Origin of the sequence: Gordonia sp. McavH-238-E, assembly GCF_022348225.1 — a bacterium.
Taxonomy (GTDB): Bacteria; Actinomycetota; Actinomycetes; order Mycobacteriales; family Mycobacteriaceae; genus Gordonia; species Gordonia terrae.
The window spans coordinates 34,417-60,203 of the sequence record NZ_JAKRFE010000023.1; the positions used below are offsets into that span (position 1 = coordinate 34,417).

Genomic DNA, 25,787 nt, shown 5'->3' on the forward strand with positions numbered 1-25,787 from the left:
AGATCCTATCGGGACGGGTGGACAACGCCGGTGATCAACACACCGGGCCGAGTCCTGAGGTCAGTCGTTCTCGAGTTCGGCGAGGACGTCGTCGCTGATGTCGACGTTGCTGTAGACGTTCTGGACGTCGTCGGAGTCCTCGAGCGCGTCGATCAGCTTGAACACCTTGCGGGCGCCGTCGGCGTCCACGGCCACCTCGACCGACGCCCGGAAGCTCGCCTCGGCGGAGTCATAGTCGATCCCGGCCTCCTGCAGGGCGCTGCGGACTGCGATCAGATCGCTTGGCTCGCTGACGATCTCGAAGGACTCACCCAGATCGGTGACCTCTTCGGCACCGGCGTCGAGCACAGCCATCAGCACGTCGTCCTCGCTCTGCCCGTTCTTCTCGAGCGTCACCACGCCCTTGCGGGTGAACAGGTAGGACACCGAGCCCGGGTCGGCCATGTTGCCGCCGTTGCGCGTCATCGCGGTCCGGACCTCGCCCGCCGCGCGGTTGCGGTTGTCGGTGAGGCACTCGATGAGCACGGCCACACCGTTGGGTCCGTAGCCCTCGTACATGATGGTCTGCCAGTCGGCGCCGCCGGCCTCTTCGCCACCGCCGCGCTTGCGCGCGCGCTCGATGTTGTCGTTGGGGACCGACGACTTCTTCGCCTTCTGGATGGCGTCGAACAGCGTGGGGTTGCCCGCCGGGTCGCCGCCGCCGGTCCGTGCCGCCACCTCGATGTTCTTGATGAGCTTGGCGAACATTTTGCCGCGCTTGGCGTCGATGGCCGCCTTCTTGTGCTTGGTGGTGGCCCATTTGGAGTGGCCGCTCATGTCCGTCGATTCCTTTCCCGGCGCCGGCACGTGCGGCGGGCCGCAGCCCGCATCCGGCGCACTCCTGCCTCTGTTCGGCCGCCCAACTTGTTGTGCGCCCTGTTGGTTGCGCCCGGCGTGCCGGGCTCATGGTCTACCTCTGGTTCGGCACGATCTTACCGACGCACCATCTCCACGAAGTATTCATGTACGCGCCGGTCGCCGGTCACCTCTGGGTGAAACGACGTCGCGAGGACGTTTCCCTGACGGACCGCGACGATCCGCCCGGCCGCCGGACCGTCGGGCACGCGCGCCAGCACCTCGACCTCGGGGGCGATCGTCTCCACCCACGGCGCGCGGATGAACACCGCGCGCATCGGCGCAGCACCCTCGACGTCGGTGATCCCGGTGAAGTCGAGATCGGTCTCGAAGCTCTCGACCTGGCGGCCGAATGCGTTGCGGCGCACCGTCACATCGAGGGCATCGAGGTGCCGCGCGTCCGGTCGGGTGTCGAGGATCGTGGATGCGAGCATGATCATGCCGGCGCACGACCCGTAGGCCGGGAGCCCGTCGGACAGCTTCTCCGCGAGCGGGTCGAACAGGTCGAAGATGCCGAGCAATTTGCTCATCGTGGTCGACTCGCCGCCCGGAATGACGATCCCGTCGATCTCGTCGAGCTCGGCCGGACGACGAACGGCGATGGCGTCGGCACCGCTGGCCTCGAGCGCGTGGACGTGCTCGCGGACGTCACCCTGCAGCGCGAGGACCCCGATACGCGGCCGGTTCGTCGCGGTCACCGATCGGTCCGGGCGGGGTCGCGCCGCCCGGTGCGGGTCAGGCCCTCCTGGGTGACCGCGGCCACGAGTCGTCCCTGTAGGTCGAAGATCCGCCCTTGGGTGAGGGAACGTCCGGCTCCCGCCGACGGCGAGGTCTGGTCGTAGAGGAGCCAGTCGTCGGCGCGGAAGGGCCGCATGAACCACATGGCGTGGTCGAGGGAGGCCACCTGCGGCTTGGAGTCCGGATGCGGCACGCGCGACGAACCGATCAGGGTCATGTCGCTCATGTAGGCGAGCGTGCCGACGTGGAACACCGTGTCATCGGGCAGCGGATGTCGGTAACGGAACCACACCCGTTGCTGGGCAGCGAAATAGGGCGACGTGACCAGCTTGTCGGCCGGGACGATGCGGAGGTCGAAGTTGCGCCACTCCTGGAAGACCGCGCGCTCGCTCTCACTCAGTTCCTCGGATCGGTCGGCGAGCTCATCCGGGCGCGGCGCCGGCGGCATCCGGTCCTGGTGCTCGTAGCCCTCGTCGGTGCGGACGTGAAACGACGCCGACATGGTGAAGATGGCCTCACCGTTCTGGACTCCGGTCACCCGCCTGGTCACGAAGGATCGTCCATCCCGGATGCGGTCGACGAGGAACACCGCCGGGCGGTCCGGATCGCCGGGGCGAAGGAAGTAGCCGTGCAACGAGTGGACGTCGAACTCCTCGGACACCGTCCGGGTCGCCGACATCAGGGCCTGGCCTGCGACCTGACCGCCGAAAGTGCGCTGCAGGCGACTCGGGAAGGCACCGCCACGGTAGATGTCGTTGTCGATCTGCTCGACCTGGAGTATGTCCTCGATGGCTGCCACGCAGACCAGTATCGCGCACCGGACCGGTGGACACTCCCCTGCCCGCCGGCCAGACGTTCCGCGATCAGAGCTCGTCGAGCGTCATGATCCCGTCCTGGATGGCGCGGGCCACCAGCGACGCCTTGGTCGGGGCCGGACGGCCGATCTCGGCGTACTTGGCCCGGATACGGGTGAGGTGGGTGTTGACCGTGCCGAGCGAGATGTAGAGCTCCTGTGCCACAGCAGGTTTGGAGTCGACGAGCATCCAGGTGCGCAACACCTCGACCTCGCGTGAGGTGAGGTTGGGCTTCGCCCGGTCGACGGCCGGTGCCGCGGCGACCTCGGGGATGTCGGTGGTGGCGGGCACGGCGACCGCCCGGTGCAGGTGGGGGTGGCCCGGTCGATGTCCCAGACCCAGCGGCTGACCCGCACGCGACGTCTGGATCTGGTGGCCGGGCAACGGCATCCGGCGGGCCGCGAGACGCGCCAGGGCTTCCTTCCGGCGGGCGATGGCCTCCGCATCGCGACGAGCGCTGACCGAGCGCAGGTGCTGGGGAGCCTGGTGGGCAATCGCAGTCATGTGTGCTTCCTCTTCACTCATTCGAACCGGTGGTCTTCCGGGTCTTCCCGGCGATGAAATGAAGATTATGGGCTGATGGCCCGCTGGTCGATGGGGAGAACTCCCCTACCCGTGGGGAGAACTACCCACGGTGAAACCGCAGGTCAACAGCGTGCAAAGGAGAGTCGACCTCAGCCCTCGGCGTTCCGTGCCGCCTCGGCGTCGATGAGCGGGAGGTCCTCGCGGGTGACGATGCGCGACGACACCGCGTATTCCACGAGTTTGGTCCGGCGATTGCTGGCGAGTTTGCCTCCGCCGCCGCGCATTCCGCTCACACCGAGCTGATCGAGTTTGTCGCAGACGTTGTCGAGCTTGCGGTTGAACTTGGTCAGCGGCCAGCCCAGCCGTCGGGCCGCCTGCGCCGACGACGGGATGGCACTCGACCCTGTCCCCTCGCGTCGGAGGATCTCCTCGGCCAGCACGATGATGAGCAGTTTCTGGCTCTCGGTGAGCGTCGGCACGCCCTGGGTGGTGTGACCGCCGCTGTACTCCGGGCGGGTCACGGACTTCACCTGCGGCGCGCGGGCGAACAGGCTCAGTTCATAGGTGGTGGGGCCCGCGGTGAACACGATGGTCGTCTCGCCGAAGACGAGCGGCATCCGCGCGCCGGGACCCAACGTCGCGGAGAACCCGACATCGCCCGCCGACACGCTGGCCGACAGGTGCGTACCCAGATTGGTCAGCCACCACAGCCCGTTCTCGTTGTGGATGACCAGGAATCGACGATGAAGGTAGGGATTGTCGTCGATCGACAGATCGGCTTCCCGACCGATGAAGAATCGGCGATCGGCGTCGAGGGCGATGCGTTCGCCGCAGTACTCGACGTAGGTTGCGCCGGCATCGAGCGCGGCGTCGCCGGGTTCTGCGGGGGTCGCGGCTCGATCCTGCCCCGTGGTCATCTGCTCTCCGATCAGCTCGGGTCGGGTGCCGGAGCCTGTCCGGCTGCCTCTCCCTGCGCCGAACCGTCGAGCGCGGGCATCGTCAGGGTCGGCACCGACTCGTGGACGGACACGACGATCACGGTGACATTGTCGTGCGCGCCGAGTGCCAGCGCGGCGTCGACGAGCCGCTCGGCAGCCTGTTGGGAATCCGCGGCGTTGCGCAGGATGTCGCCGATCTCCTCGTCGGGCAGTTCACCGGTCAGGCCGTCGGTGCACAGCAGCAGCACGTCACCCGGGAAAGCCGGGGTGCTCGAGTAGTCGGCCACCGGGTCGACCATGCCGGCGCCCAACGCACGGGTGATCACGTTGCGACGCGGGTCGGTGCGGGCCTGCTCGGGGGTGAGGAAGCCGGCGTCGATGAATTCCTGGACCTGGGAGTGGTCGGTGGTGAGCTGGTTGAGCGACCCGTTCTGGAAACGGTAGGTCCGGGAGTCGCCGATGTTGAGCACGAGCCAGTGGGGGCTCTGCTCGTGCGTGACGAGCACGACGCCGGTCGCGGTGGTGCCCGCGCGACGCTCGGTCTCGGTGTCGATCTCCCCGATCCGACGCTGGGCGGCGAGCAGCAGATCATCGAGCTGCAGCTGGGTGGCCTTGAGCTCCCCCGCGCTGGTGGCCTCCGACAGGGTGAGAAGCGCTGCCTCGCTGGCCAGCTCCCCGCTGTCGTGACCGCCCATGCCGTCGGCGAGCAGGTACATCCCCGGCAGCGCGAGCGCAGCGTCCTCGTTTGTCTCGCGGACTCGTCCGACGTTGCACGCGGCAGACCACTCGAGCCGCAATTCACCCACGATGTGTGTGCCCGAGACCGAAGCGTCTCGAACGATGGTCGCCGCATCCATGATCAGCAGATACTACCGCCGCGGAGCCCTTGACCCGCTACGCCTGTCGACTGTTCGGTCTCGGGCGTGTTGGGCGGAGGCTCCGCGGCGGACGGCGGTCCGTCTGACCACCTACGATTCGGTCGAACCGGTCACCAGCCGCGCTCGGCGAGGCGGTGCGGCTGCGGGATGTCGTCGACGTTGATGCCGACCATCGCCTCGCCCAGACCGCGCGAGACCTTCGCCAGCACGTCCGGGTCGTCGTGGAAGGTGGTCGCCTGCACGATGGCCGCGGCGCGCTGTGCCGGGTTGCCCGACTTGAAGATCCCCGATCCCACGAACACGCCCTCGGCGCCGAGCTGCATCATCATCGCGGCGTCGGCCGGGGTGGCGATGCCGCCGGCGGTGAACAGCGTGACCGGCAGCTTGCCTGCCTCGGCAACCTCGGCAACGAGATCGTAGGGCGCCTGCAATTCCTTTGCCGCGACGTACAACTCGTCCTTCGGCAGCGACGTCAGCCGACGGATCTGATCGCGGATCTGACGCATGTGCGTGGTCGCGTTGGACACATCGCCGGTGCCCGCCTCGCCCTTCGAGCGGATCATCGCCGCGCCTTCGGTGATGCGGCGCAGGGCCTCACCGAGATTGGTCGCACCGCACACGAACGGCACGGTGAACGCCCACTTGTCGATGTGGTTGCTGTAGTCGGCCGGGGTCAGGACCTCGGACTCGTCGACGTAGTCCACGCCCAGGCTCTGCAGGACCTGCGCCTCGACGAAGTGACCGATGCGGGCCTTGGCCATCACCGGGATCGAGACCGCGGCGATGATGCCGTCGATCATGTCCGGGTCGCTCATCCGCGACACGCCACCCTGGGCGCGGATGTCGGCGGGCACCCGCTCGAGGGCCATGACCGCGACCGCGCCGGCGTCCTCGGCGATCTTCGCCTGCTCGGGGGTCACGACATCCATGATCACGCCGCCCTTGAGCATTTCTGCCATGCCACGCTTGACCCGGGCCGTGCCCTGGCCGACCTCGGGAACGGTCGCGCCGTTGTGACTCACTGAAGATCTCCTCGTGTCGCAGTCTCGACCAGCCGCGATCGCGGCGTCGGTACGCCCACCAGTCTAGGTGAGCGGCCGATCGCCCCCGACGAGGGTCAGTCCGCCTGGCCTGGGGTGACGCGCTCGATGATCTCGAAGTACTCCGGGGTCGTGGCGTGTCCGCCGAGCCGGAGCCACCGGACGGGCCGCCGTTGCGCGAGAGCTCTGGTGTCGCGGACGGCGTCGTTGTAGAAGCGACGGGCCATCATCACCCGCGTCTCGGCATCGGCGAGCTCGACGACGAGCGCCGCGGACCGACGGTTCGGGTCGGTGCGCGCCAGCGCGGCCGACACGGCGTTCTCGGCGTCCTCACGCGCCGACGGAGCCGCACGCTCGGCCCGGTCGGCCAGCAGCGCCAGTTCGCGCGCCTGAGCGGCGACGTCGTCGCCGACGGGCTTGCGGTACCCCGCGGAACCGTCGCCCGCGATCATCTCGGCGGCGACGGCACGCACGACCACCGCTCGACGGTCGAGACTCGACTCGAGCGCCTGACGGGCGAGGTCGACCCGCACGTTGAGGCGGTCGAGCCGGTTCGCGGTGTGGTAGGCCCAGCCCATCACGAGCAGCACGGCCACCACGCCGAGAACGATCCAGGTGGCCATCAGTCCGACACCACGACCGGACCGGCTCCCACCGTGACGGTGTCGTAGACCCGGAGGATCTGATCGGCGACCCGCGACCAGTCGTATTTGTCGGCGCGGATCCGGCCGGCGGCGACGAGGTCGGCGCGCGCTTCCGGATCGGTCAGCAGCTCGACGAGCCCCGCCGCGAGCTGATCGGGGGAACCCGTCTCGACCAGCCGACCCGCTCGGCCGTCGTCGAGGACCCGGCGGAAAGCGTTCAGCGAGCTGGCGATCACCGCCGCACCCGCCGCCATCGCCTCGACCAGGACGATGCCGAAGCTCTCGCCGCCGAGGTTGGGTGCGCAGTACACGTCGGCCGAAGCCAGCGCCCGCGCCTTGGTCGCGTCGTCGACCTGCCCGAGGAACACGAGATGCTCGGCGAGCGCGCCCGCCCGACGGCGCAACGCCGCCTGATTGCCGCCGCCGACGACGAGGACCCGCACATACGGGAACTTCTCCACCACCGCGGGCAGGGCGCGCATCAGCACGTCGATGCCCTTGCGTGGTTCGTCGAAGCGACCGAGGAACAGGATCGTCCCACCGGGATGCGGATATCCCTCGAGGGGCTCCGCGTCGGCGAAGGACGCGACGTTGATGCCGTTCGGGATCTCGACGGCATCCGAGCCGAGCGATTCCATCTGCCACCGGCGCGCGAGCTCGGAGACGGCGATCTTGCCCGCGATCCGTTCGTGATAGGGCCGCAGGATTCCCTGGAAAACACTCAGCCACAACGACTTCGACGTCGCTGTGTGGAACGTCGTGACGATCGGCCCGGACGCCACCATCAGCGACAGCATCGAGATGCTCGGCGAATTCGGTTCGTGCACGTGCAGGACGTCGAAGCCGTTCTCGGCGACCCAGCGTCGCAGTCGGAGATAGCCCTTGGGACTGAAGTTCACGCGGGAGACCGACCCGTTGTACGGGATCGCCAGTGCCGGCCCCGCCCGGACGACGTACTCCGGCAGGTCGGTGTCGCGGGCGGCCGGGGCGAGCACACTCACCTCGTGACCGCGGTCGAGGAAGACGTCGGCGAGTTCGGTGACGTGGGCCTGCACCCCGCCGGGCACATCGAAGGAGTAGGGGCAGATCATCCCGATACGCATGGCACTCCCCTGGTCGTCGTTCCCGAATCCTGATCGTGCGTGCCGGTCACCGCGGCGGCCCGTCCTGTTCCACGCGACTGCGTTGCCGATCGGTCCAGTCCGCCTCCCAGAGCGGCTGCAGCATGTGCCAATCCGCCGGGTGCGCGGCGATGTTGACCGCGAAGGCGTCGGCCAGTGCCTGCGTGGCGGATTCGATGCCGCCGGAGACGTCGATCGGCTCGCCGAGGCTCATGCGGGAGGACGGCGCCTCCTCGAACCAGTGATGGGCCGGCAACAGTGCCGCGCCGGTCTCGATCGCCAGCCGCGCCGACCCGGCCGGCATGCGGGTTCGCTCGCCGAAGAAGGTCACCGGCACCCCGTGCCGGGCGATGTCCCGCTCCCCGAGCAGGCACACGATGCCCCCAGCACGCAGCCTGTCGGCCAGCAGCCCGAAGGGCGGCTGCTCGCCGCCACTGAGCGGGAAGATCTCGAAGCCGAGCGACTCCCGGTAGGCCACGAACCGCTCGAACAGCGTCTCCGGCTTGAGTCGCTCGGCGACGGTCGCGAATCGGCCGTAGTGCTGGACCAGCCAGACTCCGGCCATGTCCCAGTTGCCGGTGTGCGGCAGGGCCAGGATCACGCCCTTGCCGGGGGCCAGCGCGGCATCCAGACGAGCCCGGTCCGCGTCGGGGAGCACCGCGGTCTGCGCCACCGTCGCGCGATCCTGCGCGGGCAGCCGGAACGCCTCACACCAGTAGCGCGCGTACGACCGCATCGCGTCGGCGAGGAGGTCGTCGGGCACCTCCGCCGGTTCGACACCGAGGACACGGGCGAGATTGCGCCGCAACTGATCCGGACCGCCGGACCGGCGCCCGGCGAAGTTCCCCGCGCGGTCGAACACGGCCCGCGCCGCCCGCTCCGGTGCCCATCGGACCGCGGCCCAGCCCGCCCGGTACCCGAGGTCGGCCGCCAGTGCGCCGAGATCGGTCATCGCTCTCCCACGGGTGGCGTCGGTCCGTCCGGGCCGGCCGTCGGGCCGTCCTCGGATGCGGTGTCCTCGGGTGCAGGCGTGATCGGGATGAGGTCCCGCGCGCCCGGCGACTGGGCGATCGACCACATCCGCTGCCCGACGGTGATCACGCTGGCGACGGCGAGGAGCCACATCGCCACATGCACGGCCCACCACAACCCGAGTCCCGTGAGCCCGGTGCCGACGAGCACGATGATGAGCCGGTCCGGCCGCTCGATGAGACCGCCGTCGCCGTAGAGACCGCTCGCCTCCGCGCGGGCCTTGGCGTAGGAGATCACCTGGGAGGTCACCAGACAGATCAGGGTCGCGACGAGCAACAGATCGTGGGGTTCGGTGATGGCGCACCACCACGCCAGGCCGGCGAAGATGGCGCCGTCGGCGACGCGGTCGCATGTCGCGTCGAGGACCGCACCGAAGCGCGTACCACCGCCGCGGGCACGGGCCATCGCGCCGTCGAGCATGTCGAACATCACGAACAGCCAGATGACCAGCGTGCCCCAGAAGAGCTGTCCCATCGGGAAGAGGGTGAGCGCGGCCGCGACGCCGGCCAGCGTGCCGATCACCGTCACCGAGTCCGGCGTGAGCCCGGTCCGCAGGAGCCCCCGACCCATCGGGAGGGTCACCTTCGAGACCGACGCCCGACCCAGAATGCTCAGCATCGCCGAGTTCCTCCCCCATCTCGCCGCGCGCCGCGCGCCGACGCGTCCCGGTCACTCATCGTCTGACTCGCCTCACCTGATCGCACGCCGCGGACGTCAGTCGCCCAGACGCTGCCAGGCATCGGCCAGCAGTCCGCGGGTGTCTCGCAGCAGCTGTGGCATGACCTTCGTCTCGCCCACGATCGTGATGAAGTTCGCGTCGCCCATCCACCGCGGCACGATGTGCTGGTGGAGATGCTCGGAGAGCGAACCGCCCGCGGCGTACCCGAGGTTCAGTCCCACGTTGAAGGCGTTCGGATTCGACACCGACTTGATGGTTCGGATCATCCGCTGCGTGAACGACATCAGTTCGGCCGATTCCGTCGCGGTCAGGTCCTCGAGGTCGGCGACCTGCCGGTACGGCACCACCATGGTGTGCCCCGGGTTGTACGGATAGAGGTTCAGCACCGCGTAGACGGCCTCGCCGCGCGCCACGATGAGACCGTCCTCGTCGGACATGGTCGGGATGTCGAGGAACGGGTGTCCGGTCTTCTCCGCCGGTTGCGGGTCGGCGATGTAGGTCATCCGGTGCGGACTCCACAGCCGCTGCAGGCGATCGCCGACGCCGACCCCCTCGTCCCGGATCTCGCCGGGCGCGTCCCCGAACGCGGCGTCACTCATCGAGCGCCCCCGCCACCACGACCGTCTCCACGTCGCCCAGGGCGATCTCGATCAGCTCCTTGGTGGGCGACTCGTTGCGCCTGCTGCGGACCCACTCGACGATGACGGACACCGCGTCGGCCACCGGCACGCCGTTGACCTGCGTCCCGTCGCGGAAGCGGAAGCTCACCGCGCCTGCCTCGACGTCGCGCTCGCCGGCCAGCAGCATGAACGGCACCTTGCCGGTGGTGTGGTTGCGGATCTTCTTCTGCATCCGGTCGTCGGAGGAGTCGACCTCGGCGCGGACGCCGGCGGCGAACAGATCGTCGACGACGCCCTGGAGGTGCTCGACGAACGCCTCGGCGACCGGGATGCCCACCACCTGGACCGGGGACAGCCAGGCCGGGAACGCTCCCGCGTAGTGCTCGGTGAGTACACCGAAGAACCGCTCGATCGACCCGAACAGGGCGCGGTGGATCATCACCGGGCGGTGCTTGGCGCCGTCGGAACCGGTGTACTCCATCTCGAACCGGTCCGGCAGCATCAGATCGACCTGGATGGTCGACATCTGCCACGTCCGGCCGATGGCGTCGCGGGCCTGCACGGAGATCTTCGGCGCGTAGAACGCGGCGCCCCCGGGGTCGTCGACGAGGTCGAGTCCGAAGCTCGACGCGGCGTCGCGCAGGACCTCGGTCGCCTCTTCCCATGCCTCGTCGGAGCCGATCGACTTGTCGGGATTGCGGGTCGACAGCTCCAGGTAGAAGTCGTCGAGACCGTAGTCGCGCAGCAGATCGAGCACGAACTGCAGCAGCGACCGCACCTCATCGCCCATCTGCTCCCGGGTGCAGTAGATGTGGGCGTCGTCCTGGGTGAAGCCGCGCGCACGGGTCAAGCCGTGGACGACGCCGGACTTCTCGTATCGGTACACCGTGCCGAACTCGAACAGGCGAAGCGGCAGCTCACGATACGAACGGCCCCGCGAGTTGAAGATCAGGTTGTGCATCGGGCAGTTCATCGGCTTGAGGTAGTAGTCGATGGCCGGTCGGCGGACGGTGCCGTCGGCGTCGACCTCCTCGTCGAGCTGCATCGGCGGGTACATGCCGTCGGCGTACCAGTCGAGGTGACCCGACCGCTTGAACAGCTCGCCCTTCGTCGCATGCGGGGTGTAGACGAACTCGTAGCCGGCCTGCGAGTGGCGGAGTCGCGAGTAGTCCTCGAGCTCCTTGCGGATGATGCCGCCCTTGGGGTGGAAGACCGGTAGGCCCGAGCCGATCTCGTCGGGGAAGCTGAACAGGTCCAGCTCGGAACCCAGGCGGCGGTGGTCGCGCTTCTCGGCCTCCGCGAGCATCTCGAGATGCGCGTCCTGGGCCTCCGCCGACTCCCACGCGGTGCCGTACACGCGCTGCAGGCCGGCGTTGGCCTGATCGCCGCGCCAGTAGGCCGCCGAGCTACGGGTCAGCTTGAAAGCCGCGATGTACTTGGTGGTCGGGACGTGCGGCCCGCGGCACAGATCGCACCAGATCCGTTCGCCCGTCCGAGGATTGAGGTTGTCGTAGACCGACAGTTCGCCACCGCCGACCTCCATGACCTCGGCGTCGTCGGCGGCACCCTTGTCGTCGATGAGCTCGAGCTTGAACGGCTCGCCGGCCAGTTCGGCGCGGGCCTCGTCCTTCGACGCGTAGACCCGGCGCGAGAATCGCTGACCCGACTTGATGATCTGCTTCATCTTCTTCTCGAGGGCTGCGATGTCCTCGGGTGTGAAGGGCTCGGCGACGTCGAAGTCGTAGTAGAAGCCGTCCTTGATCGGCGGGCCGATGCCGAGCTTGGCCTCGGGGAACAGCTCCTGGACCGCCTGCGCGAGAACGTGTGCGGTCGAATGCCGGATCACGCTGCGGCCGGCCTCGGTGTTCGCGGCGACCGGCTCGACATCGGTGTCGGCGTCGGGTGCCCACGACAGGTCGCGCAGATCGCCGCCCGCGTCGCGGACGACGACGACGGCCTCCGGCCCCTTGTTGGGCAACTCGGCCTCGCGCAGTGCGGTGCCCGCGGTCGTCCCAGCCGGCACACGGATCGTGGCGGGGCTGGTCACCTGGACGTCGTCGGGCACGGGGGCGCTCCTAGGGTCGGGGCGGACACGCGAAGACGCGTCCGGGTCGGGACGTTTGCGACTCTGATGGTATCCGCGCCGGGTCGTCGCGGGGTGCACCCCTACCTCGTCGCGCCGGCGGTCAGCCGAAGACGGGGCTCGCCAGCCACTCGTAGTCGAGACCCACCCAGCCGGCGACGGTGTGCAGGGCACCGAGCACCCAGAGGGTCGCGATGACGATCGCGCAGGTGCCGAGCCAGAAGATCGCCTGCACCGACCAGTGCTGACGGCCCATCCACTCCATCCAGGCGTCGTACTTGGCGCGCGCGAACTTCAGCAGGCGGTGGGCCCACTCGAACTCCGATGCCAGGATTCCGAGGCCGAGGAACACGATGAGCCATCCGGGGCCCGGGTACGGGATCGCGACGATCCCGCAGAGCAGGACGATCGTGCCGATGGTCCCGACCGCGATGCGGTAGATGCCGTGCCACCGCGGATTGCTGCGTACGACGAAGCGACGGTGCCGCGCGAGGATCCGGAGCCGGTGCCGGCGGGACCCGCGATCGGCCCGGTCCGACGTCGACGATCCACGCCGCGCGGTGTCCGGCGTGGAGGTCTCGTTCACTCCGGACTCGCTCGCCCCCGGTGTCGGCATCGTCTCCCACCCTGTTCGTCCGGCCCGATGATGTGTGGGGCCGGTGTGCGTCCCGGCCGTACGTGCCGGAAAAGTGACGTCCAGGCTACGCGATCGAGGCAGCGTCCTCCGGCGCCGACAGTGTCGACGTACGACGCCGGTGTCGCGTCCGCGCAGCGTCGACCAGGGTCGCCGACACCGTGACCGCGAGCAGCAGCGGGTAACACCCCGAGTAGAGAACGACCAGCACGTCCCCGACGAGGGAGCCAGGTGGGTCACGCGGCATCATGAACAGCCCCAGAGCGATCGCGTGATCCGACGTCAGATACGGCCCGCTGTCCCACCAGTGCCGCCACCAGGTGAACGTCAGGCCCACCACGCCCGCCGGGGCGAGCCAGTACCACCACGTACGAGCCGTCGTCCCCCGCCGCAGGGCCAGGTCGAGCCCGACGATGAAGAGGGGTACGCACCAGACCCAGTGGTGTCCCCACGCGAAGGGCGAGACCGCACACATCGTCATCCCGACGATCGTCGCCGCCAGGAGGTCGCGCGACTCGCGATGGGCGAGCACCGCGGCGAGCAGCCCGAGACCGGCGACGATCACCGCGAGCGGCAGCCACAACCAGGTCGGCGCCACGAAGACGGGCCCGCCGGGCGCGCGCTCGGCAAATCGTCCTATGTCGAAGTGGGCCAACAACTGTGACACGGATCCGCGTAGCGACTGGTTGGCGGGCGAATCGGCCCGGCCGACACGGTCGGTCTCGGTCAGGTGGCGGGTCCAGTAGGCCCACGAATCACCCGGGATGACCACGAATCCGATGGCCACGGTCGCCGCGAAGGTCGCCACCGCGGTACCGGCCGCACGCCATTGCCGGCTCGCCACCAGGTAGACGACCGCGAACAGCGGTGTCAGTTTGATCCCGGCGGCGATCCCGATCGCGACTCCGCGCCACCGCGAACTCTTCCCGAGGAACACCAGGTCGACCAGGATGAGCGTCATCACCAGGAGGTTGACCTGCCCGAGCCAGATGGTCGTGCGGATGGGTTCGAGGGCGGTGGACGCGATCGCGATCAGCACGGCGAACACGCCGAGGCGGGGATCGAAGCGGTATTTCAGGCTGCGGAGGCTCATCGCGACGACGCCGGTGAGCGCCGCGAATCCGATTGTCCACCACACGATGTTGGCGACAGTCTCGGTGAGCAGGGCGAGCGGGACGAAGGCCACCGCGGCGAACGGCGGATAGGTGAAGTGCAGTCGCCACAGGACAGGGGCGTCGTACAGCGGTCCGGCGTCGAGCACCGTGGCAGCGCCTGCGCGGTAGACACGGACATCGGTGGCGTTCTCGAAGAGTCCGTAGAACGGGTTGGTGATGGGGAATGCCGCGACGTGCCAGGCGATCACCCCGAGCGCGACGACGGCCGCGACGACGATCGCCGCCGTCGGGATCGGTGCGGGCACAGCACGTGGCGACTCCGGCAGATCGACGGCAGTCTTCGCGGCCACGCGGCGAGAGTACGCCCCAATTGTGAGCCCGCTCACGCGAAACGCCGCGTGACGAGGTCGGTTGTTCGACAGACAGCCCGGTCTCGGCGGCCCGGGCCGGACTACCGTCGATCTCGGTGGGTGACGAGATCACCTTGGGGACGACACCATGCCACCGAAAGCACTCGGCACACTGGCCGCGGCAACTCTGGCAGTGACCATCGCCGCCTGCACGGGCAGCGGCATCGAACGGGCGGCGATGACGCGCGCCGGCGCGTTTGATCCCGTGGTCGAGGGGCCGGCGCCACCGATTCGCATCGCCGTCGACAGTCCGTCCGAGCCCGTACGCCCACACATCGATCCGTGGCCACTCCCCGACGACGCCGCGCTCCGGCCAGACCAACAGCGTGCGACCGAGGCACTGGTCGACCTTTCGACCGGGAACGCCGGCGAGAAGCTCGCGCAGCGGTCGACCTGCCGCGTCCTGAACGCCATCCAGTCACCACCGGCCGACGCGCCGGGCTGGCAGGTGCGCATCCTCGGCACGGTGACGATGCGGCACGGTTACGCACTCCTCGCCGCGCCGCAGCAGCGGTCAGCGGACGCCGCGGTCGTCGTGCTGGCCCGGGTTCTCGCCGACGTCGATGCGGTTGCGGGACAGCCATACCGGCCCGTGGTCGTTCAGGGGTGCAGTCCCTACTGACCGCGACCGGACGTGCCGCACCCACCGAACTCCGGTGCGGCAACTACCACTGCCATCGCAAACCGGCGTTGTTCGACTGCCGGCAGGTGGCGATGCCGTCGGTTTGGTACACCATCGCGCGAGCACCGAGCTTCGGGCAGGGGGCGCCGAGTCGGACCTTGGGCGCGCGAGACACCGCATGACTGCGCCAGAACCCTCCGCCCTCAGGCGAGCAGTACAGCGTGCCATCAGCGGAGTCCATGCCGTATTCGTGCTGGTAACAGGGTCCGCCTTCGCGGTGAACCGAAGACGTCGCCGCCGACGCATTGCCGACACCAGCCAGAGCGCCGATGACTGCTGCGGCCACGGCAAATCCGGCGATGCTCCTCTTTGCCATCACGGTTCTCCTCAGAAGTTCTCGTAGCGGTAGGCGGGGCGGGGACAGAGGGCATGGTCGCTGCCGAGGAACAATCCGTCCGCTGTGGACAGCCCACGTGAGTCCGCAGCATATCCACTGAATGGCGACGAAAATCGAGGTGAAGGGGCTGTTCATCTGATCGGTCGAACGCCCGATGTTCGCCCAGACGCGGCGAAATCGCGAGAGCTTCTATCGTCGATGGTCGATGGCCAGGTTGTGCGTCCATCGGAGCGAGAAAGTGGAGGACCGATGACCGCAGGAGACAGCGACAGTCCGACCGACCGCGAGATCCTGGGTGATCTGGCGCGACTGCGTGGCGACATGACCCGATTCCAGATGGAACATCAGTTCGCGGTCGACGAGATCCTGACCAAGGTCACCATCCTGCGCACCGAGTTCCTTCACCTGCATCACTACAACCCCATCGAGCACGTGACCTCGCGGGTCAAGACACCGGAGAGCATCTTGCGCAAGGCCATGCGCAAGGGCATCGCCCCCGACCTGCCCACGATCCGCTCCCAGCTGACCGACATCGCGGGTATCCGCGTCACGTGCAGCTTCATCGCCGACACCTATCGAATCCTGGAGACCTTGACCTCGCACGACGACATCCGCGTCATCGAGATCAAGGACTACATCGCCGCGCCCAAGCCCAACGGCTACAAGAGTTTGCACGCGATCGTCGCGATCCCGGTCTTCCTGTCCACCGGACCCGTCGAGGTCGTGGTGGAGATCCAGATCCGAACCGTCGCGATGGACTTCTGGGCGTCGCTGGAGCACAAGATCTTCTACAAGTACGACGGCCGCGTCCCCGATCATCTGGCCGCCGAGCTCGCCTCGGCGGCTCGCACCGCGAACGAACTGGATCAACGGATGGAACGGCTGCACGCCGAGGTTCACGGCGACGGGCCCGATTCGGGGCGCGACCCGATCGACGACGACGTGATCCGGTATCTGCGGCAGCATTCGTCGTGGCCGGAGGTCGAGGAAGGCCGGCCGGAAGCACGCTGACCTCCCCGCCGGCGGATTCGGGTGTCGCAGAACCCGGTCAACTACAAGAGCCTCGCCGGAAATCCGGCGAGGCTCTTGTGATCTGGTGGTCCCGGCTGGGATCGAACCAGCGACCTTCCCGGTGTGAACGGGACGCTCTTCCACTGAGCCACGGGACCGTGTCGGGCGCCTACGGTCGATGCCAGGGGCGCCTGTGCACGAGCCAGAAGATTACACGGGTTGCGCAGAAGTCCCAAATTCCGACGGTGGGCCACGTCACAGCGAGGAGTTTCGGGTCGCCTGGTGAATCACATGCTGGGGATTCACTCTGTCCCACGCTTCTGACCAGGCGATTTGGATAGTTCGGAAACCATCGCGTAAGTTTCTCTTCGCACCGCGAGCAGCAAGATCCACAAGATCGCTCGTGGGCATGCGGATGTAGCGCAGCTGGTAGCGCATCACCTTGCCAAGGTGAGGGTCGCGGGTTCGAATCCCGTCATCCGCTCGGCGCGAGTCGACTCGCATCTGGTGGTGTGGCCGAGTGGTGAGGCAACGGCCTGCAAAGCCGTGTACACGGGTTCGATTCCCGTCGCCACCTCCACCGCTACACAATTTGATACCCGCGCGATTAGCTCAGTGGGAGAGCGCTTCCCTGACACGGAAGAGGTCACAAGTTCAATCCTTGTATCGCGCACCACGACAAAACCCCCGGGTCGCCCCGGGGGTTTTTCGTTGTCATGAATTCGCTACCTCGACGCCGACCACTCGCCCACGATTTCCTTCAGCGACGCCGCCGACGGCGCGAAGGGAGCAGGCAACACGGTCCGCGAGAACCGGGGTGCCGGCGCCGGGGCGATCGCGTCGTCGACGCGCACGAACGAGCCCCGCTGCACCGCGACCGGGTCCACGGCGGCCTCGTCGAAGTCGAGAACCGGTGTGACGCAGGCATCCACGTCCGCGAAGACGCTCCCCCACTCGTCGCGCGTGCGCGTACCGAAGCGGGCCTGCAGTGCCGCGCCGATCACCGGCCACGAGGCCCGGTCCCACCGATCGGGCAGATCGCCCACCCCGAGGGTGTCGACGAGGTTCCGCCAGAACTTCTCCTCGAGCGCACCGACGGCGACGAATCTGCCGTCGGCGCACCGATACGTGGCGTAGAACGGTGCCGACCCGTCGAGCAGGTTGCCCTGATCCCGAGAACTCCAGCGTCCGGCCGTCTTCCACGACCATTGGAGCGCGGCGAGGAGTCCGGCACCGTCGACCATCGCGGCGTCGATCACCTGACCGCGGCCGGTACGCGTGCGGTCGTGCAGGGCGGCCAGCACCCCGACGACGAGCAGCATCGATCCCCCACCGAAATCGCCGACGAGCGACAGCGGCGGCACCGGTGGCGATCCGGCCGGACCCATCGCCTCGAGCACACCGGTGACGGCCAGGTAGTTGATGTCGTGTCCCGCAGTGGCGGCGCGGTCACCGCTCTGGCCCCATCCGGTCATCCGCGCGTAGATGAGTTGCGGAGCGTCGGAGCAGATCTCGGGCCCGAGGCCGAGGCGCTCCATCACACCCGGCCGGAAACCCTCGACGAGAATATCGGCGCGCAGGACCAACTCGCGGATGCGCGCGAGGTCGGTGGGATCCTTCACATCGGCGTCGACGCTGCGCCGTGACCGGTACAGACCTGCGTCGGCATCCGGGATACCGTCGGGCCCGGGCAGATCGGGGCCGGGGCGCCGGATCCGGATGACGTCGGCACCGAGATCCGCGAGCAGCATGCAAGCGTGCGGGGTCGGCCCGAGGCCGGGCATCTCGACCACCCGCACGCCGGCGAGCGGGCCGCTCACGACGCCGGACGGTGGTGGAGAACGCCACCGATCGTGAAGTCGACGTAGTCGCGCACCAACTGGTCGACGTCGTGGGAATCGTTGAGCCACCAGCTGATCCCGTTCATCAGGTCGAGCACCGCGATCGCCGATTGGTGCGGGTCGCGAACCTCGAACAGGCCCAGCCGCGCGCCGGCATCGATGACATCGCGGATCCGACGCTGGTAGTACTTGCGATAGTCGGTGACCACGCGGCGATGCTCGGGCGTGAGCGCCGACAGCTCCCGCAGGGCGACAAGGTGTTCCACCCGGTGTCGCGCCAATCGCCGGACATGCGCCTCGATCAGGTTGGTCAACCGCTCGACGGGACCGCCTTCGCCGTCGAGCAGCAACAGGTCCTGCTGCGGATCCTCGGTCATCCGCAGGGCGATCGCGTAGAGGATCTCCTCCTTGGACTGGAAGTGGTTGTAGAGGCTCGCGCCCCGCATGCCGACCGCCTGCGCGATGTCACGCATCCCGGCGTTGGAGTATCCGTGTTCGGCGAAGTATCCCGCGGCGGCCTCGACGATCTCGTCGCGGCGCCGGCGTGGCCGTCGATCTGTTCGCTGCCGCTGATCGTCGGCTGCCGAGACGGCGTCGTCCTCAGCCCTGACCGGTTCCATAGGCCTTCCTCAACTCGCGCTTGAGCAGTTTGCCCTGGGCGTCGGTCGGCAGTGCGTCGACGACGTGGACCTCTTTGGGCACCTTGTACTTTGCCAGGTCGGTGCGGCAGTACTCACGGATGTCGTCGCCGTTCACCTCCGCACCCGCGCGCAGGACCACGAAGCCGGTGACGGCCTCCGACCAATAGGGGTCCGGAAGCCCCACGACGGCGGCGCGCTCGACGTCGGGGTGCGCCTGCAGGACACGCTCGACCTCTTGCGATGCGACGTTGAACCCGCCGGTCTTGATCATGTCCTTGCGCCGGTCGCGGAAGAACAGGTTGCCCTCCGCATCGATGCGGACGATGTCACCGGTGTGCACCCAGCCACCCTCGAAGACCTGCGCGGTGCGCTCGGGGTCCTTGAAGTAGCCGAGCATGACCGACGGTGTGCGACAGAGCAGCTCGCCCTCTTCGGCGTCGTTGCCGTCGGCGTCGACGACCCGGACCTCCAGGTGCCCGACCGGCTTGCCGATCCAGGTCGGGTCCTGGTCCGGTACGTCTTCGAGCCGCCGGAACCAGCCGACCGAGCCGAGCTGGGTCAGCTCGGACTGTCCCCAGTATGTGCCCCAAACGGACTCGGGTGTGGCCGCGGCCCACGCGTCGACCGCGTGCGGCGACACCTGGCCGCCGTAGGTCAGGCAGCGACGCACCGTACCCACGGTGTCGGGGCCGAAATCGGGGTGATTGGCCAGTGCGATGAAGAACGTCGGCGTCTGCGCCAGGACGGAGATCTTCTCGTCCCGGATCATCCGCAACGCCGTCGCCGGGTCGACCGCGGCCGGCAGGACGAGGGTGGCACCCAGCAGCGTCAGCGACGTCAGCGAACCGATCCCGGCGATGGTGTGGAAGGGCATGACGTAGAGCCACACGTCGTCGTTGCGGCAGCGAAGTCCCCATGTGTACGCGGGCGAGGTGGAGATGAGGTAGTTGCGGTGGGCGATCTCGACGCCCTTGGGTGTCGACTCGGTCCCGCTGGTGTAGACGATCATCGCGAGGTCGTGTTCGTCGACCTCACACTCCGGTTCGGAGTCGTCCGCCGCGGCCACCGACTCGTCGAAGGAGTTCCACGAGTTCCCCTCGGCGTCGCCGACGACGAGGACCGAGATGCCGAGACTGTCGGCGATGGGGCCGGCCAGCGCGGACAGCGGTTGTTCGACCACCAGCACCGTCGGCTCCAGGTGGCGGAGCTGTTGTGCGACCTCGCCTTCGCGGAACATCGGGCTCACGCCGGAGTACGCGGCGCCGACCTTCAATGCGCCGTAGTAGGTGGCGACCGTTTCGACGCGGTTGCGGCTCATCACCGCCACCCGGTCCCCTCGCCTGACGCCGAGGTCGAGCAGAACATGCGCGACGCGATTGGCCATCGCGTCGAGCTCGGCGTAGGACGTCGACGTCCGTCCGCCCTGTGCGTCGTACGCCACGATCGCCGGGGTCGATCCCTGGGACCGGGCCAGTCGTCGGAGCTGGTCACCGATGGTGGCCCGGCCGAGCATCGAGGTCTGTGCGGGCGACAGGGCGCGCGTGGTCGGGTTCATGGCGGGGGCACTCACGCGAACATCTGGTTGTCGAAGCGGTCGAGGAAGGTGATGTCCTCGACCGGGGTCCGGGTCAGCTTGCGGGGAAAGTCGTCGCGCGGGTAGCCGACGGCGATGTGCGCTGCGGTGAGGTAGCCGTCGGGGATGCCGAGCAGGTCTTTCACCTCGTTCTCGGCGGCGCAGAGCAGGGTCGTCAGTGCGGTCGCCACGCCCTGTTGCCGGAGCGCGAGCGTGAGGTTCTGGACACTCGGGTAGATCGACGCCCCGCCGACGACGCTGAGCCTGCCCAGTTCGTGGTCGGTGGGATGCAGACCGTCCATCTCGGCACAGACCACGATCAGCGCCGGCACCTCGGCGAGGTGGTGGGCGAAGTAGTTGGCACTCTCCACGGTCTTGGGGATCGCGCCGACCTTCTTCGAACCCTCGACGACCGAGGCGTAGTAACCCTCCCAGAACGGCAGGTAGAGGTCGGCGAGAGCTTTCTTCGTCGTCTCGTCGCGGACGACCACCCAGCGGACGGGCTGACGGTTCCCGCCCTGCGGGCCGAATCGCGCGTCGTCGAACGCCCGGTACAGCACCTCGTCCTCGACGGGCCGCTCGCTGAAGTAGCGGCAGGTGCCCGTGGTGCGCATTGCTTCGCTGAGTTCCATGTCAACCCTCCGTGATCACTAACTGTTGTTAGTATGACTGAGCACACACTTACACACCCGATTCGCGACGTCAATAGCCGCGAGGAGTGCATCGATCCGGTATTGACGTCGAAGTACTAACAGTGGTTAGTTTCAGTCATGACATCCGTTTCCTCGCCCTCGGACACCCGGCCGCGCACCGCGGACATCCGCGCGGCGGTCGCGGCCGGCAACATCCCGACCCTGCTCGCCGTTCTCGTGGAGATGACCGGTGACCGCCGGTGGATGGCCGACCGATACCGGCCGACCCGCAGCCGCGGCATGGACGACAACTCCTCGGGCGGGCTCGCAGCGGACATCCAGCAGGAGATCCGCGAGGCGGTCGTCGAGGCTCTCGACGACTGGTACGACCGGGGGCAGCCGACGCGCACGCCCGCCGACGAGACACTCGTGGCCGCCCTGATGTCGTTCACCGCGGGCGAGCAGGTGGCCCCGGAATTCGCGCCGATGATGACCGAGATCGTCCGCGGCGACCTACGGGGTACACACCTGCCGACCGTGCCCGCCGATCTCGCCACGTCGATCGACGCGCTGGTGATCGGCGCCGGGGTGGCCGGCATGCTGATCTCCACGCAACTCGCCGAAGCCGGCGTCGAGCACACCGTGCTGGAGAAGAACGATGAGGTCGGCGGCTCGTGGTACGAGAACCGCTACCCCGGCGCGGGCGTGGACACGCCGAGCTACCTGTACTCCATCTCGTCCTTCGACCACCCGTGGTCGACGCACTTCGGCAAACGCGACGAGGTGCAGGGCTACCTACAGGCCTTCGCCGACCGGCACGCGGTGCGTGATCGCGTCCGCTTCGGCACCGAGGTCATCTCGGCGACCTACGACGCCGACACCCAGCGCTGGACGGTCCACGTCCGGGATCGCGACGGCCGTCAGGACACCCTCACGGCCCGGATCCTGGTGAGCGCGGTCGGACTCCTCAACCGCCCCAAGCTCCCCCAGCTCTCGGGCCTGGCCGACTTCACCGGTCCGATCTTCCATTCCGCCCAGTGGCCCGACGAACTCGACGAGCCCGACGCCCTCACCGGCAAGCGGGTGGCGATCGTCGGGTCCGGCGCCAGCGCGATGCAGATCGGGCCGGCGATCGCCGATCGGGTCGGGTCGCTGACGATCTTCCAGCGCTCACCGCAGTGGATCGCGCCGAACGACGACTACTTCGCACCGGTCGGCGACGCCGTGCACTGGCTGATGAACAATCTCCCCGGGTACCGGGAGTGGTACCGCGCACGTCTGTCGTGGATCTTCAACGACAAGGTCCACTCGACCCTGCGCGTCGACCCGGAGTGGCCCGAGCCGACCGCGTCGATCAACGCCGTCAACCACGGTCACCGCGAGTTCTACCTGCGCTACCTGCGCACCGAACTGGGCGACCGCGACGACCTCATCGAACTGTCGACTCCCGACTACCCGCCCTTCGGTAAGCGGATGCTGTTGGACAACGGCTGGTTTCGCATGTTGCGCAGGCCGAATGTGGAACTGGTCCCGCACGGCGTCGAGCGGGTCACGTCCCAGGGACTCGTCGACGGCACCGGCGCCGCGCACGACTTCGACATCATCGTCTTCGCGACCGGGTTCCACAGCGATCGCTACCTCTACCCCATGGACATCGTGGGGCGCAGTGGGCAGAACACGGTCGAGGCGTGGGGTGACCACGACGCGTATGCCTACCTCGGCATCACCGCGCCCGATTTCCCGAACCTGTTCATCCTCACCGGACCGAACACCGCACTGGGACACGGCGGCAGCTTCATCAGCATCCTCGAATACCAGGTGCGCTACGTCTGCGACGCCATCCGCGCGATGATCGAGAACCGCTTGGGCGCACTGGAAGTCCGGCGGGACGTCACCGAGGAGTACAACGACGCCGTCGACCGCGCCCACGCGCAGATGGTGTGGACGCATCCGGCGATGACCAACTGGTATCGCAACCCCGACGGACGCGTGGTCGCCGTCCTGCCGTGGCGGATCGTCGACTACTGGGACAAGACCCGCCGCGTCGAGCTCGCGGACTTCACCACCGAGCCCCTCCGATGACGGCGGGACTACGGTGTCTGTCATGACCTCGCTCATCTCCGCCACCGACCTCGCCACCCGTCTCGACGACGAGAACCTGCGCATCGTCGACGCCACCGTGCACCTGACCTTCGATGCCGACGGCGCACATGTCGCCTCCGGCCGGGACACCTATCTGGCCGGTCACCTGCCCGGCGCGGTGTTCGCCGACCAGATCGCCGATCTGAGCGATCCCGACGGCGAAGCTCCCTTCGCCGCGGCCGACTCGGCGCGGTTCGCCACGGCGATCGGCGGGCTGGGGATCGGCGACGACTCGACCGTCGTCGTCTACGACACCGTGAACGGCATCTGGGCCACCCGCCTGTGGTGGCAGTTCGGACTCGAGGGATTCGACGACGTGCTCGTCCTCGACGGCGGATACAGCGCCTGGACCGCAGCCGACCTGCCGGTCGAGACCGGCGAGGTCACCCGTCCGGCAGCGACATTCACCCCGAGCCGCCGGTCCGAGCGCATCGTGTCCACCGACGAGGTCGCCGCCGCCACCGGCGATCCGTCCGTCCTGCTGGTGAACGCACTCGACCGGGAATCGTTCGCGGGCGGCCACATCCCCGGCAGTGTCAACGTGCCGTTCGCCGAACTGGTCGACGACGCCGGCCGGCTCCGGCCGCTCGACGAGCTCCGCCGACTGTTCGACGACGCGGGCGCCCTCGACCCGTCGGTGCGACCGGTCACCTATTGCGGCGGTGGGATCGCCGCCACCGCAGCCGCATTCGCGTTGCGCACCCTCGGCCGGGACGACGTCGCCGTCTATGACGGGTCGATGAACGCCTGGACCGCCGACCCGGCCCGCCCGCTGTCGTGAGCGGCCCCGATGTCACCGGTACGACCGAGGTCGTCGTCGAGGTCGTGACCGACCCCGCCGCGGCGGGGGGTGTCGCCGAGGTCGCCGCCATCACGTTTCCGCTCGCGTGCCCACCGCATGCGTCGCCGACCGACATCGAGGACTTCGTCGCGGCGAACCTGCGGGAGAGCAACTTTCGTGCCCACATCACCGATCCGCGTGCCGATGTCCTGGTCGCGCGGGACGGCGTCGGCGGCCCGATCCTCGGCTACGCGCTCGTGATGCACACCGAACCGGCACACCCCGACGTCTGCGCGGTCGTGACCGAACGTCCGGTGAGCGAGGTGTCCAAGATGTACGTGCTGCGCGACCACCATTCGCGGCAGGGCGCGACCCCGTCGCATCTGCTCATGGGCACCGCGATCGAACGCGCACGGTCACACGGCAGCACGCTCATCTGGCTGGGGGTGAATCAGCTGAACGCCCGCGCCCAGCGGTTCTACACGAAGATGGGTTTCGAACGCGTCGGTGTGAAGACCTTCACCCTCGGGGACAGCACCGAACACGATTACGTGTTCACGCAACGGCTTTGATCCTGCGGCTCGATCGGGTGTCGCGACGAGACCTGGTGACTTCGGCCACGCGCGGCCGAGGCACCACGCGTTCCGTGTGACCATTCCAGTGTGTTCGCAGTACGTCAGGAAGTGATCACCGCGATCTCCGCTTCGGCCGCCGACGACGGGATCGTGCTGGACACCCAGCAACGGCTGCTCGTCGATCGGCTCGCCGACCTCGTTCCGGAGGGACGCCGGCGAACACGACGCTCGTCGGGCCGGCGCGGACTCTACATCTACGGATCGGCCGGCCGGGGCAAGACGTGGCTGGCCGACGCCTTCTACGACGCCACTCCGACACGGAGGAAGACGCGGGTCCACTTCCACAGCTTCTTCGAGGAGCTCCATCGCCGCGTACACGCGCATCGGAACGACCCACAGTCGCTACGCCTGGGCATCGACGATGTCGTCGGCAACAGCGAGTTGCTGTACTTCGACGAGCTTCACGTGCACGACTCCGGGGATGCACGTCTCCTCACCCGGCTGCTGGACCATGTACTCGCCCGGCGGATCACCGTCCTGGCGACGTCGAACTACGCCCCGGATGATCTGCTGCCGAACCCCATCTGGCATCACCTCTTCGAGCCCGGGATCACGATGATCAAAGTCCATTTCGACGTCCATCACCTGGACGGGCAGACCGACTATCGCGCATCTCCCCGCGGGGACTCCGTCGGCTTCGCCGCGGGAACCTGGATCACAGCACCGCCGTCGAATCGCCTGTCCGAGACCGCCGAGACAGTCGGGCTCACCGTTCGCGGCCGAACTTTCGAGGTCCGTTCCGCGCGTGACGGATGGCTGCAGGCCTCGTTTGCGCAACTGTGTGACGCGCCGGTGTCGACTATCGAGTATCTGACGTGGGCTCGCACGTATCCCGCTGGACGATCACCGACGTTCCGACATTCGATGGCGCCGACGAGGAGGCACAGCAGAGGTTCGTCAACCTGGTGGACATCCTGGTCGACGAGAACATCGCCGTCACCTTCACCTCGCCGCACACCTTGCCGGACTTCTGCACCGCCGCAACGGCCTCCCGGCCCGATGCCTTCCGCATGACCAGTCGTCTGCAGTTGCTCCGGCCGACTCCGTAGTCGCAGCGTTCCGCCGGCGTGGTCGACCGCCGGTTGATTTTCTTGTGCGGCCACATGTGAGCTCGCGCCATACTCATGCCCTGACGCCCACCCGCAAACCCACCCCTCTTCTGTAAACCCACCGCGCTCGGTGGACTGCTCCCCGGGAGTTGGACTGAAAATCAGTTTCGACTACCCGGGGAGAGTTGTATGCATCCACGTAGTTCGTTGTCGGTGGAGCAGCGTGAGCGGGCGGTAGCCTTCTTCGAGGAAGGCTTC

Annotated in this window: 25 protein-coding genes, 4 tRNA genes and 1 pseudogene; 9 read left to right on the forward strand and 21 right to left on the reverse strand. The window is 68.1% G+C overall.

Annotated elements, in window-relative coordinates:
• Window positions 1–60: 60 nt before the first annotated feature.
• From MHN80_RS23890 to MHN80_RS23960, 15 genes are all read right to left on the reverse strand, one after another.
• Window positions 61–816 carry a YebC/PmpR family DNA-binding transcriptional regulator gene (locus MHN80_RS23890; RefSeq protein WP_004018794.1) on the reverse strand — a complete coding sequence of 252 codons (756 nt, stop codon included), beginning with the start codon at window positions 814–816 and terminating at the stop codon, window positions 61–63.
• Between the two features lie 155 nt (window positions 817–971).
• Window positions 972–1,592, reverse strand: a complete 621-nt coding sequence (gene pdxT / locus MHN80_RS23895; RefSeq protein ID WP_064571788.1) for a pyridoxal 5'-phosphate synthase glutaminase subunit PdxT — start codon at window positions 1,590–1,592, stop codon at window positions 972–974.
• Complete coding sequence (locus tag MHN80_RS23900) at window positions 1,589–2,431, reverse strand: acyl-CoA thioesterase II (RefSeq protein WP_004018797.1); 843 nt, start codon at window positions 2,429–2,431, stop codon at window positions 1,589–1,591. The genes pdxT and MHN80_RS23900 overlap by 4 nt, the downstream gene beginning before the upstream one ends.
• Window positions 2,432–2,495: 64 nt before the next feature.
• Window positions 2,496–2,990, reverse strand: coding sequence for a LuxR C-terminal-related transcriptional regulator (locus tag MHN80_RS23905; RefSeq protein ID WP_101818785.1), 495 nt, complete (start codon window positions 2,988–2,990; stop codon window positions 2,496–2,498).
• A 170-nt stretch (window positions 2,991–3,160) separates the two neighbouring features.
• A complete protein-coding gene (locus MHN80_RS23910) occupies window positions 3,161–3,928 on the reverse strand; it encodes an FHA domain-containing protein (protein WP_239403946.1) in 768 nt (255 codons plus the stop codon).
• A gap of 11 nt (window positions 3,929–3,939) precedes the next feature.
• Window positions 3,940–4,806, reverse strand: a complete 867-nt coding sequence (locus MHN80_RS23915) for a PP2C family serine/threonine-protein phosphatase (RefSeq protein ID WP_101818783.1) — start codon at window positions 4,804–4,806, stop codon at window positions 3,940–3,942.
• 131 nt (window positions 4,807–4,937) lie between these two features.
• A complete protein-coding gene (gene pdxS / locus MHN80_RS23920) occupies window positions 4,938–5,849 on the reverse strand; it encodes a pyridoxal 5'-phosphate synthase lyase subunit PdxS (RefSeq protein ID WP_004018801.1) in 912 nt (303 codons plus the stop codon).
• A 95-nt stretch (window positions 5,850–5,944) separates the two neighbouring features.
• Window positions 5,945–6,490, reverse strand: coding sequence for a LemA family protein (locus MHN80_RS23925; protein WP_239403947.1), 546 nt, complete (start codon window positions 6,488–6,490; stop codon window positions 5,945–5,947).
• On the reverse strand, window positions 6,490–7,614 hold the full coding sequence (locus MHN80_RS23930) for a glycosyltransferase family 4 protein (protein ID WP_101818781.1): 1,125 nt from the start codon (window positions 7,612–7,614) through the stop codon (window positions 6,490–6,492). The genes MHN80_RS23925 and MHN80_RS23930 overlap by 1 nt, the downstream gene beginning before the upstream one ends.
• A gap of 46 nt (window positions 7,615–7,660) precedes the next feature.
• Window positions 7,661–8,584: a phosphatidylinositol mannoside acyltransferase gene (locus MHN80_RS23935; protein ID WP_239403948.1), complete on the reverse strand. Its 924-nt coding sequence runs from the start codon at window positions 8,582–8,584 to the stop codon at window positions 7,661–7,663.
• Window positions 8,581–9,282, reverse strand: a complete 702-nt coding sequence (gene pgsA, locus MHN80_RS23940) for a phosphatidylinositol phosphate synthase (protein ID WP_239403949.1) — start codon at window positions 9,280–9,282, stop codon at window positions 8,581–8,583. The genes MHN80_RS23935 and pgsA overlap by 4 nt, the downstream gene beginning before the upstream one ends.
• Before the next feature lie 96 nt (window positions 9,283–9,378).
• Window positions 9,379–9,942: an HIT domain-containing protein gene (locus MHN80_RS23945; protein ID WP_004018806.1), complete on the reverse strand. Its 564-nt coding sequence runs from the start codon at window positions 9,940–9,942 to the stop codon at window positions 9,379–9,381.
• Window positions 9,935–12,028 carry a threonine--tRNA ligase gene (gene thrS / locus MHN80_RS23950; RefSeq protein ID WP_239403950.1) on the reverse strand — a complete coding sequence of 698 codons (2,094 nt, stop codon included), beginning with the start codon at window positions 12,026–12,028 and terminating at the stop codon, window positions 9,935–9,937. Before thrS ends, MHN80_RS23945 begins: the two co-directional genes overlap by 8 nt.
• Before the next feature lie 121 nt (window positions 12,029–12,149).
• Entirely contained in the window at window positions 12,150–12,662 is a 513-nt protein-coding gene (locus MHN80_RS23955) for a TIGR02611 family protein (RefSeq protein WP_004018808.1), read from the reverse strand.
• Window positions 12,663–12,747: 85 nt separating this feature from the next.
• Window positions 12,748–14,145: a glycosyltransferase 87 family protein gene (locus MHN80_RS23960; RefSeq protein WP_239403951.1), complete on the reverse strand. Its 1,398-nt coding sequence runs from the start codon at window positions 14,143–14,145 to the stop codon at window positions 12,748–12,750.
• A 148-nt stretch (window positions 14,146–14,293) separates the two neighbouring features.
• On the opposite strand from MHN80_RS23960, the gene MHN80_RS23965 reads away from it, so the two are divergent.
• Window positions 14,294–14,827, forward strand: a complete 534-nt coding sequence (locus MHN80_RS23965) for a hypothetical protein (RefSeq protein WP_239403952.1) — start codon at window positions 14,294–14,296, stop codon at window positions 14,825–14,827.
• A gap of 43 nt (window positions 14,828–14,870) precedes the next feature.
• On the opposite strand, the gene MHN80_RS23970 is transcribed toward MHN80_RS23965, so the two are convergent.
• Window positions 14,871–15,203 (reverse strand): hypothetical protein, encoded by a 333-nt coding sequence (locus MHN80_RS23970; RefSeq protein WP_239403953.1) that lies wholly within the window; start codon window positions 15,201–15,203, stop codon window positions 14,871–14,873.
• 270 nt (window positions 15,204–15,473) lie between these two features.
• Between MHN80_RS23970 and MHN80_RS23975 the strand changes: the two genes are divergently transcribed.
• The gene (locus tag MHN80_RS23975; RefSeq protein WP_239403954.1) at window positions 15,474–16,235 is read left to right on the forward strand and encodes a GTP pyrophosphokinase family protein; all 762 of its coding nucleotides are present in this window, start codon (window positions 15,474–15,476) and stop codon (window positions 16,233–16,235) included.
• An 83-nt stretch (window positions 16,236–16,318) separates the two neighbouring features.
• Here the strand turns inward: MHN80_RS23975 and MHN80_RS23980 are convergent.
• Window positions 16,319–16,393: transfer RNA gene (locus tag MHN80_RS23980), tRNA-Val, on the reverse strand.
• A 253-nt stretch (window positions 16,394–16,646) separates the two neighbouring features.
• On the opposite strand from MHN80_RS23980, the gene MHN80_RS23985 reads away from it, so the two are divergent.
• The 3 genes from MHN80_RS23985 to MHN80_RS23995 all read left to right on the forward strand — a co-directional run bounded on the left by MHN80_RS23985 (window position 16,647) and on the right by MHN80_RS23995 (window position 16,911).
• Window positions 16,647–16,719: transfer RNA gene (locus MHN80_RS23985), tRNA-Gly, on the forward strand.
• Window positions 16,720–16,741: 22 nt separating this feature from the next.
• Window positions 16,742–16,815 (forward strand) — tRNA-Cys (locus tag MHN80_RS23990).
• Window positions 16,816–16,836: 21 nt separating this feature from the next.
• A tRNA-Val gene (locus tag MHN80_RS23995) sits at window positions 16,837–16,911 on the forward strand.
• A 49-nt stretch (window positions 16,912–16,960) separates the two neighbouring features.
• Here MHN80_RS23995 and MHN80_RS24000 read toward each other — a convergent pair.
• Genes MHN80_RS24000 through MHN80_RS24015 form a run of 4 tightly spaced genes read right to left on the reverse strand, consistent with a single transcriptional unit; the run spans window position 16,961 to window position 20,922 of the window.
• On the reverse strand, window positions 16,961–18,055 hold the full coding sequence (locus MHN80_RS24000) for a CaiB/BaiF CoA-transferase family protein (protein WP_239403955.1): 1,095 nt from the start codon (window positions 18,053–18,055) through the stop codon (window positions 16,961–16,963).
• Window positions 18,052–18,696 (reverse strand): TetR/AcrR family transcriptional regulator, encoded by a 645-nt coding sequence (locus tag MHN80_RS24005; protein WP_004018814.1) that lies wholly within the window; start codon window positions 18,694–18,696, stop codon window positions 18,052–18,054. The genes MHN80_RS24000 and MHN80_RS24005 overlap by 4 nt, the downstream gene beginning before the upstream one ends.
• Complete coding sequence (locus MHN80_RS24010) at window positions 18,677–20,287, reverse strand: class I adenylate-forming enzyme family protein (protein WP_239403956.1); 1,611 nt, start codon at window positions 20,285–20,287, stop codon at window positions 18,677–18,679. Before MHN80_RS24010 ends, MHN80_RS24005 begins: the two co-directional genes overlap by 20 nt.
• Window positions 20,284–20,922, reverse strand: a complete 639-nt coding sequence (locus MHN80_RS24015) for a nitroreductase family protein (protein ID WP_239403957.1) — start codon at window positions 20,920–20,922, stop codon at window positions 20,284–20,286. The genes MHN80_RS24010 and MHN80_RS24015 overlap by 4 nt, the downstream gene beginning before the upstream one ends.
• A gap of 138 nt (window positions 20,923–21,060) precedes the next feature.
• Between MHN80_RS24015 and MHN80_RS24020 the strand changes: the two genes are divergently transcribed.
• From MHN80_RS24020 to zapE, 4 genes and pseudogenes are all read left to right on the forward strand, one after another.
• Window positions 21,061–23,004 (forward strand): NAD(P)/FAD-dependent oxidoreductase, encoded by a 1,944-nt coding sequence (locus MHN80_RS24020; protein WP_239403958.1) that lies wholly within the window; start codon window positions 21,061–21,063, stop codon window positions 23,002–23,004.
• A 22-nt stretch (window positions 23,005–23,026) separates the two neighbouring features.
• On the forward strand, window positions 23,027–23,845 hold the full coding sequence (locus MHN80_RS24025; RefSeq protein WP_239403959.1) for a sulfurtransferase: 819 nt from the start codon (window positions 23,027–23,029) through the stop codon (window positions 23,843–23,845).
• On the forward strand, window positions 23,842–24,417 hold the full coding sequence (locus tag MHN80_RS24030) for an N-acetyltransferase (RefSeq protein WP_239403960.1): 576 nt from the start codon (window positions 23,842–23,844) through the stop codon (window positions 24,415–24,417). Before MHN80_RS24025 ends, MHN80_RS24030 begins: the two co-directional genes overlap by 4 nt.
• Before the next feature lie 153 nt (window positions 24,418–24,570).
• A pseudogene (gene zapE / locus MHN80_RS24035) lies at window positions 24,571–25,529 on the forward strand (cell division protein ZapE).
• The last annotated feature ends 258 nt before the right edge of the window (window positions 25,530–25,787 follow it).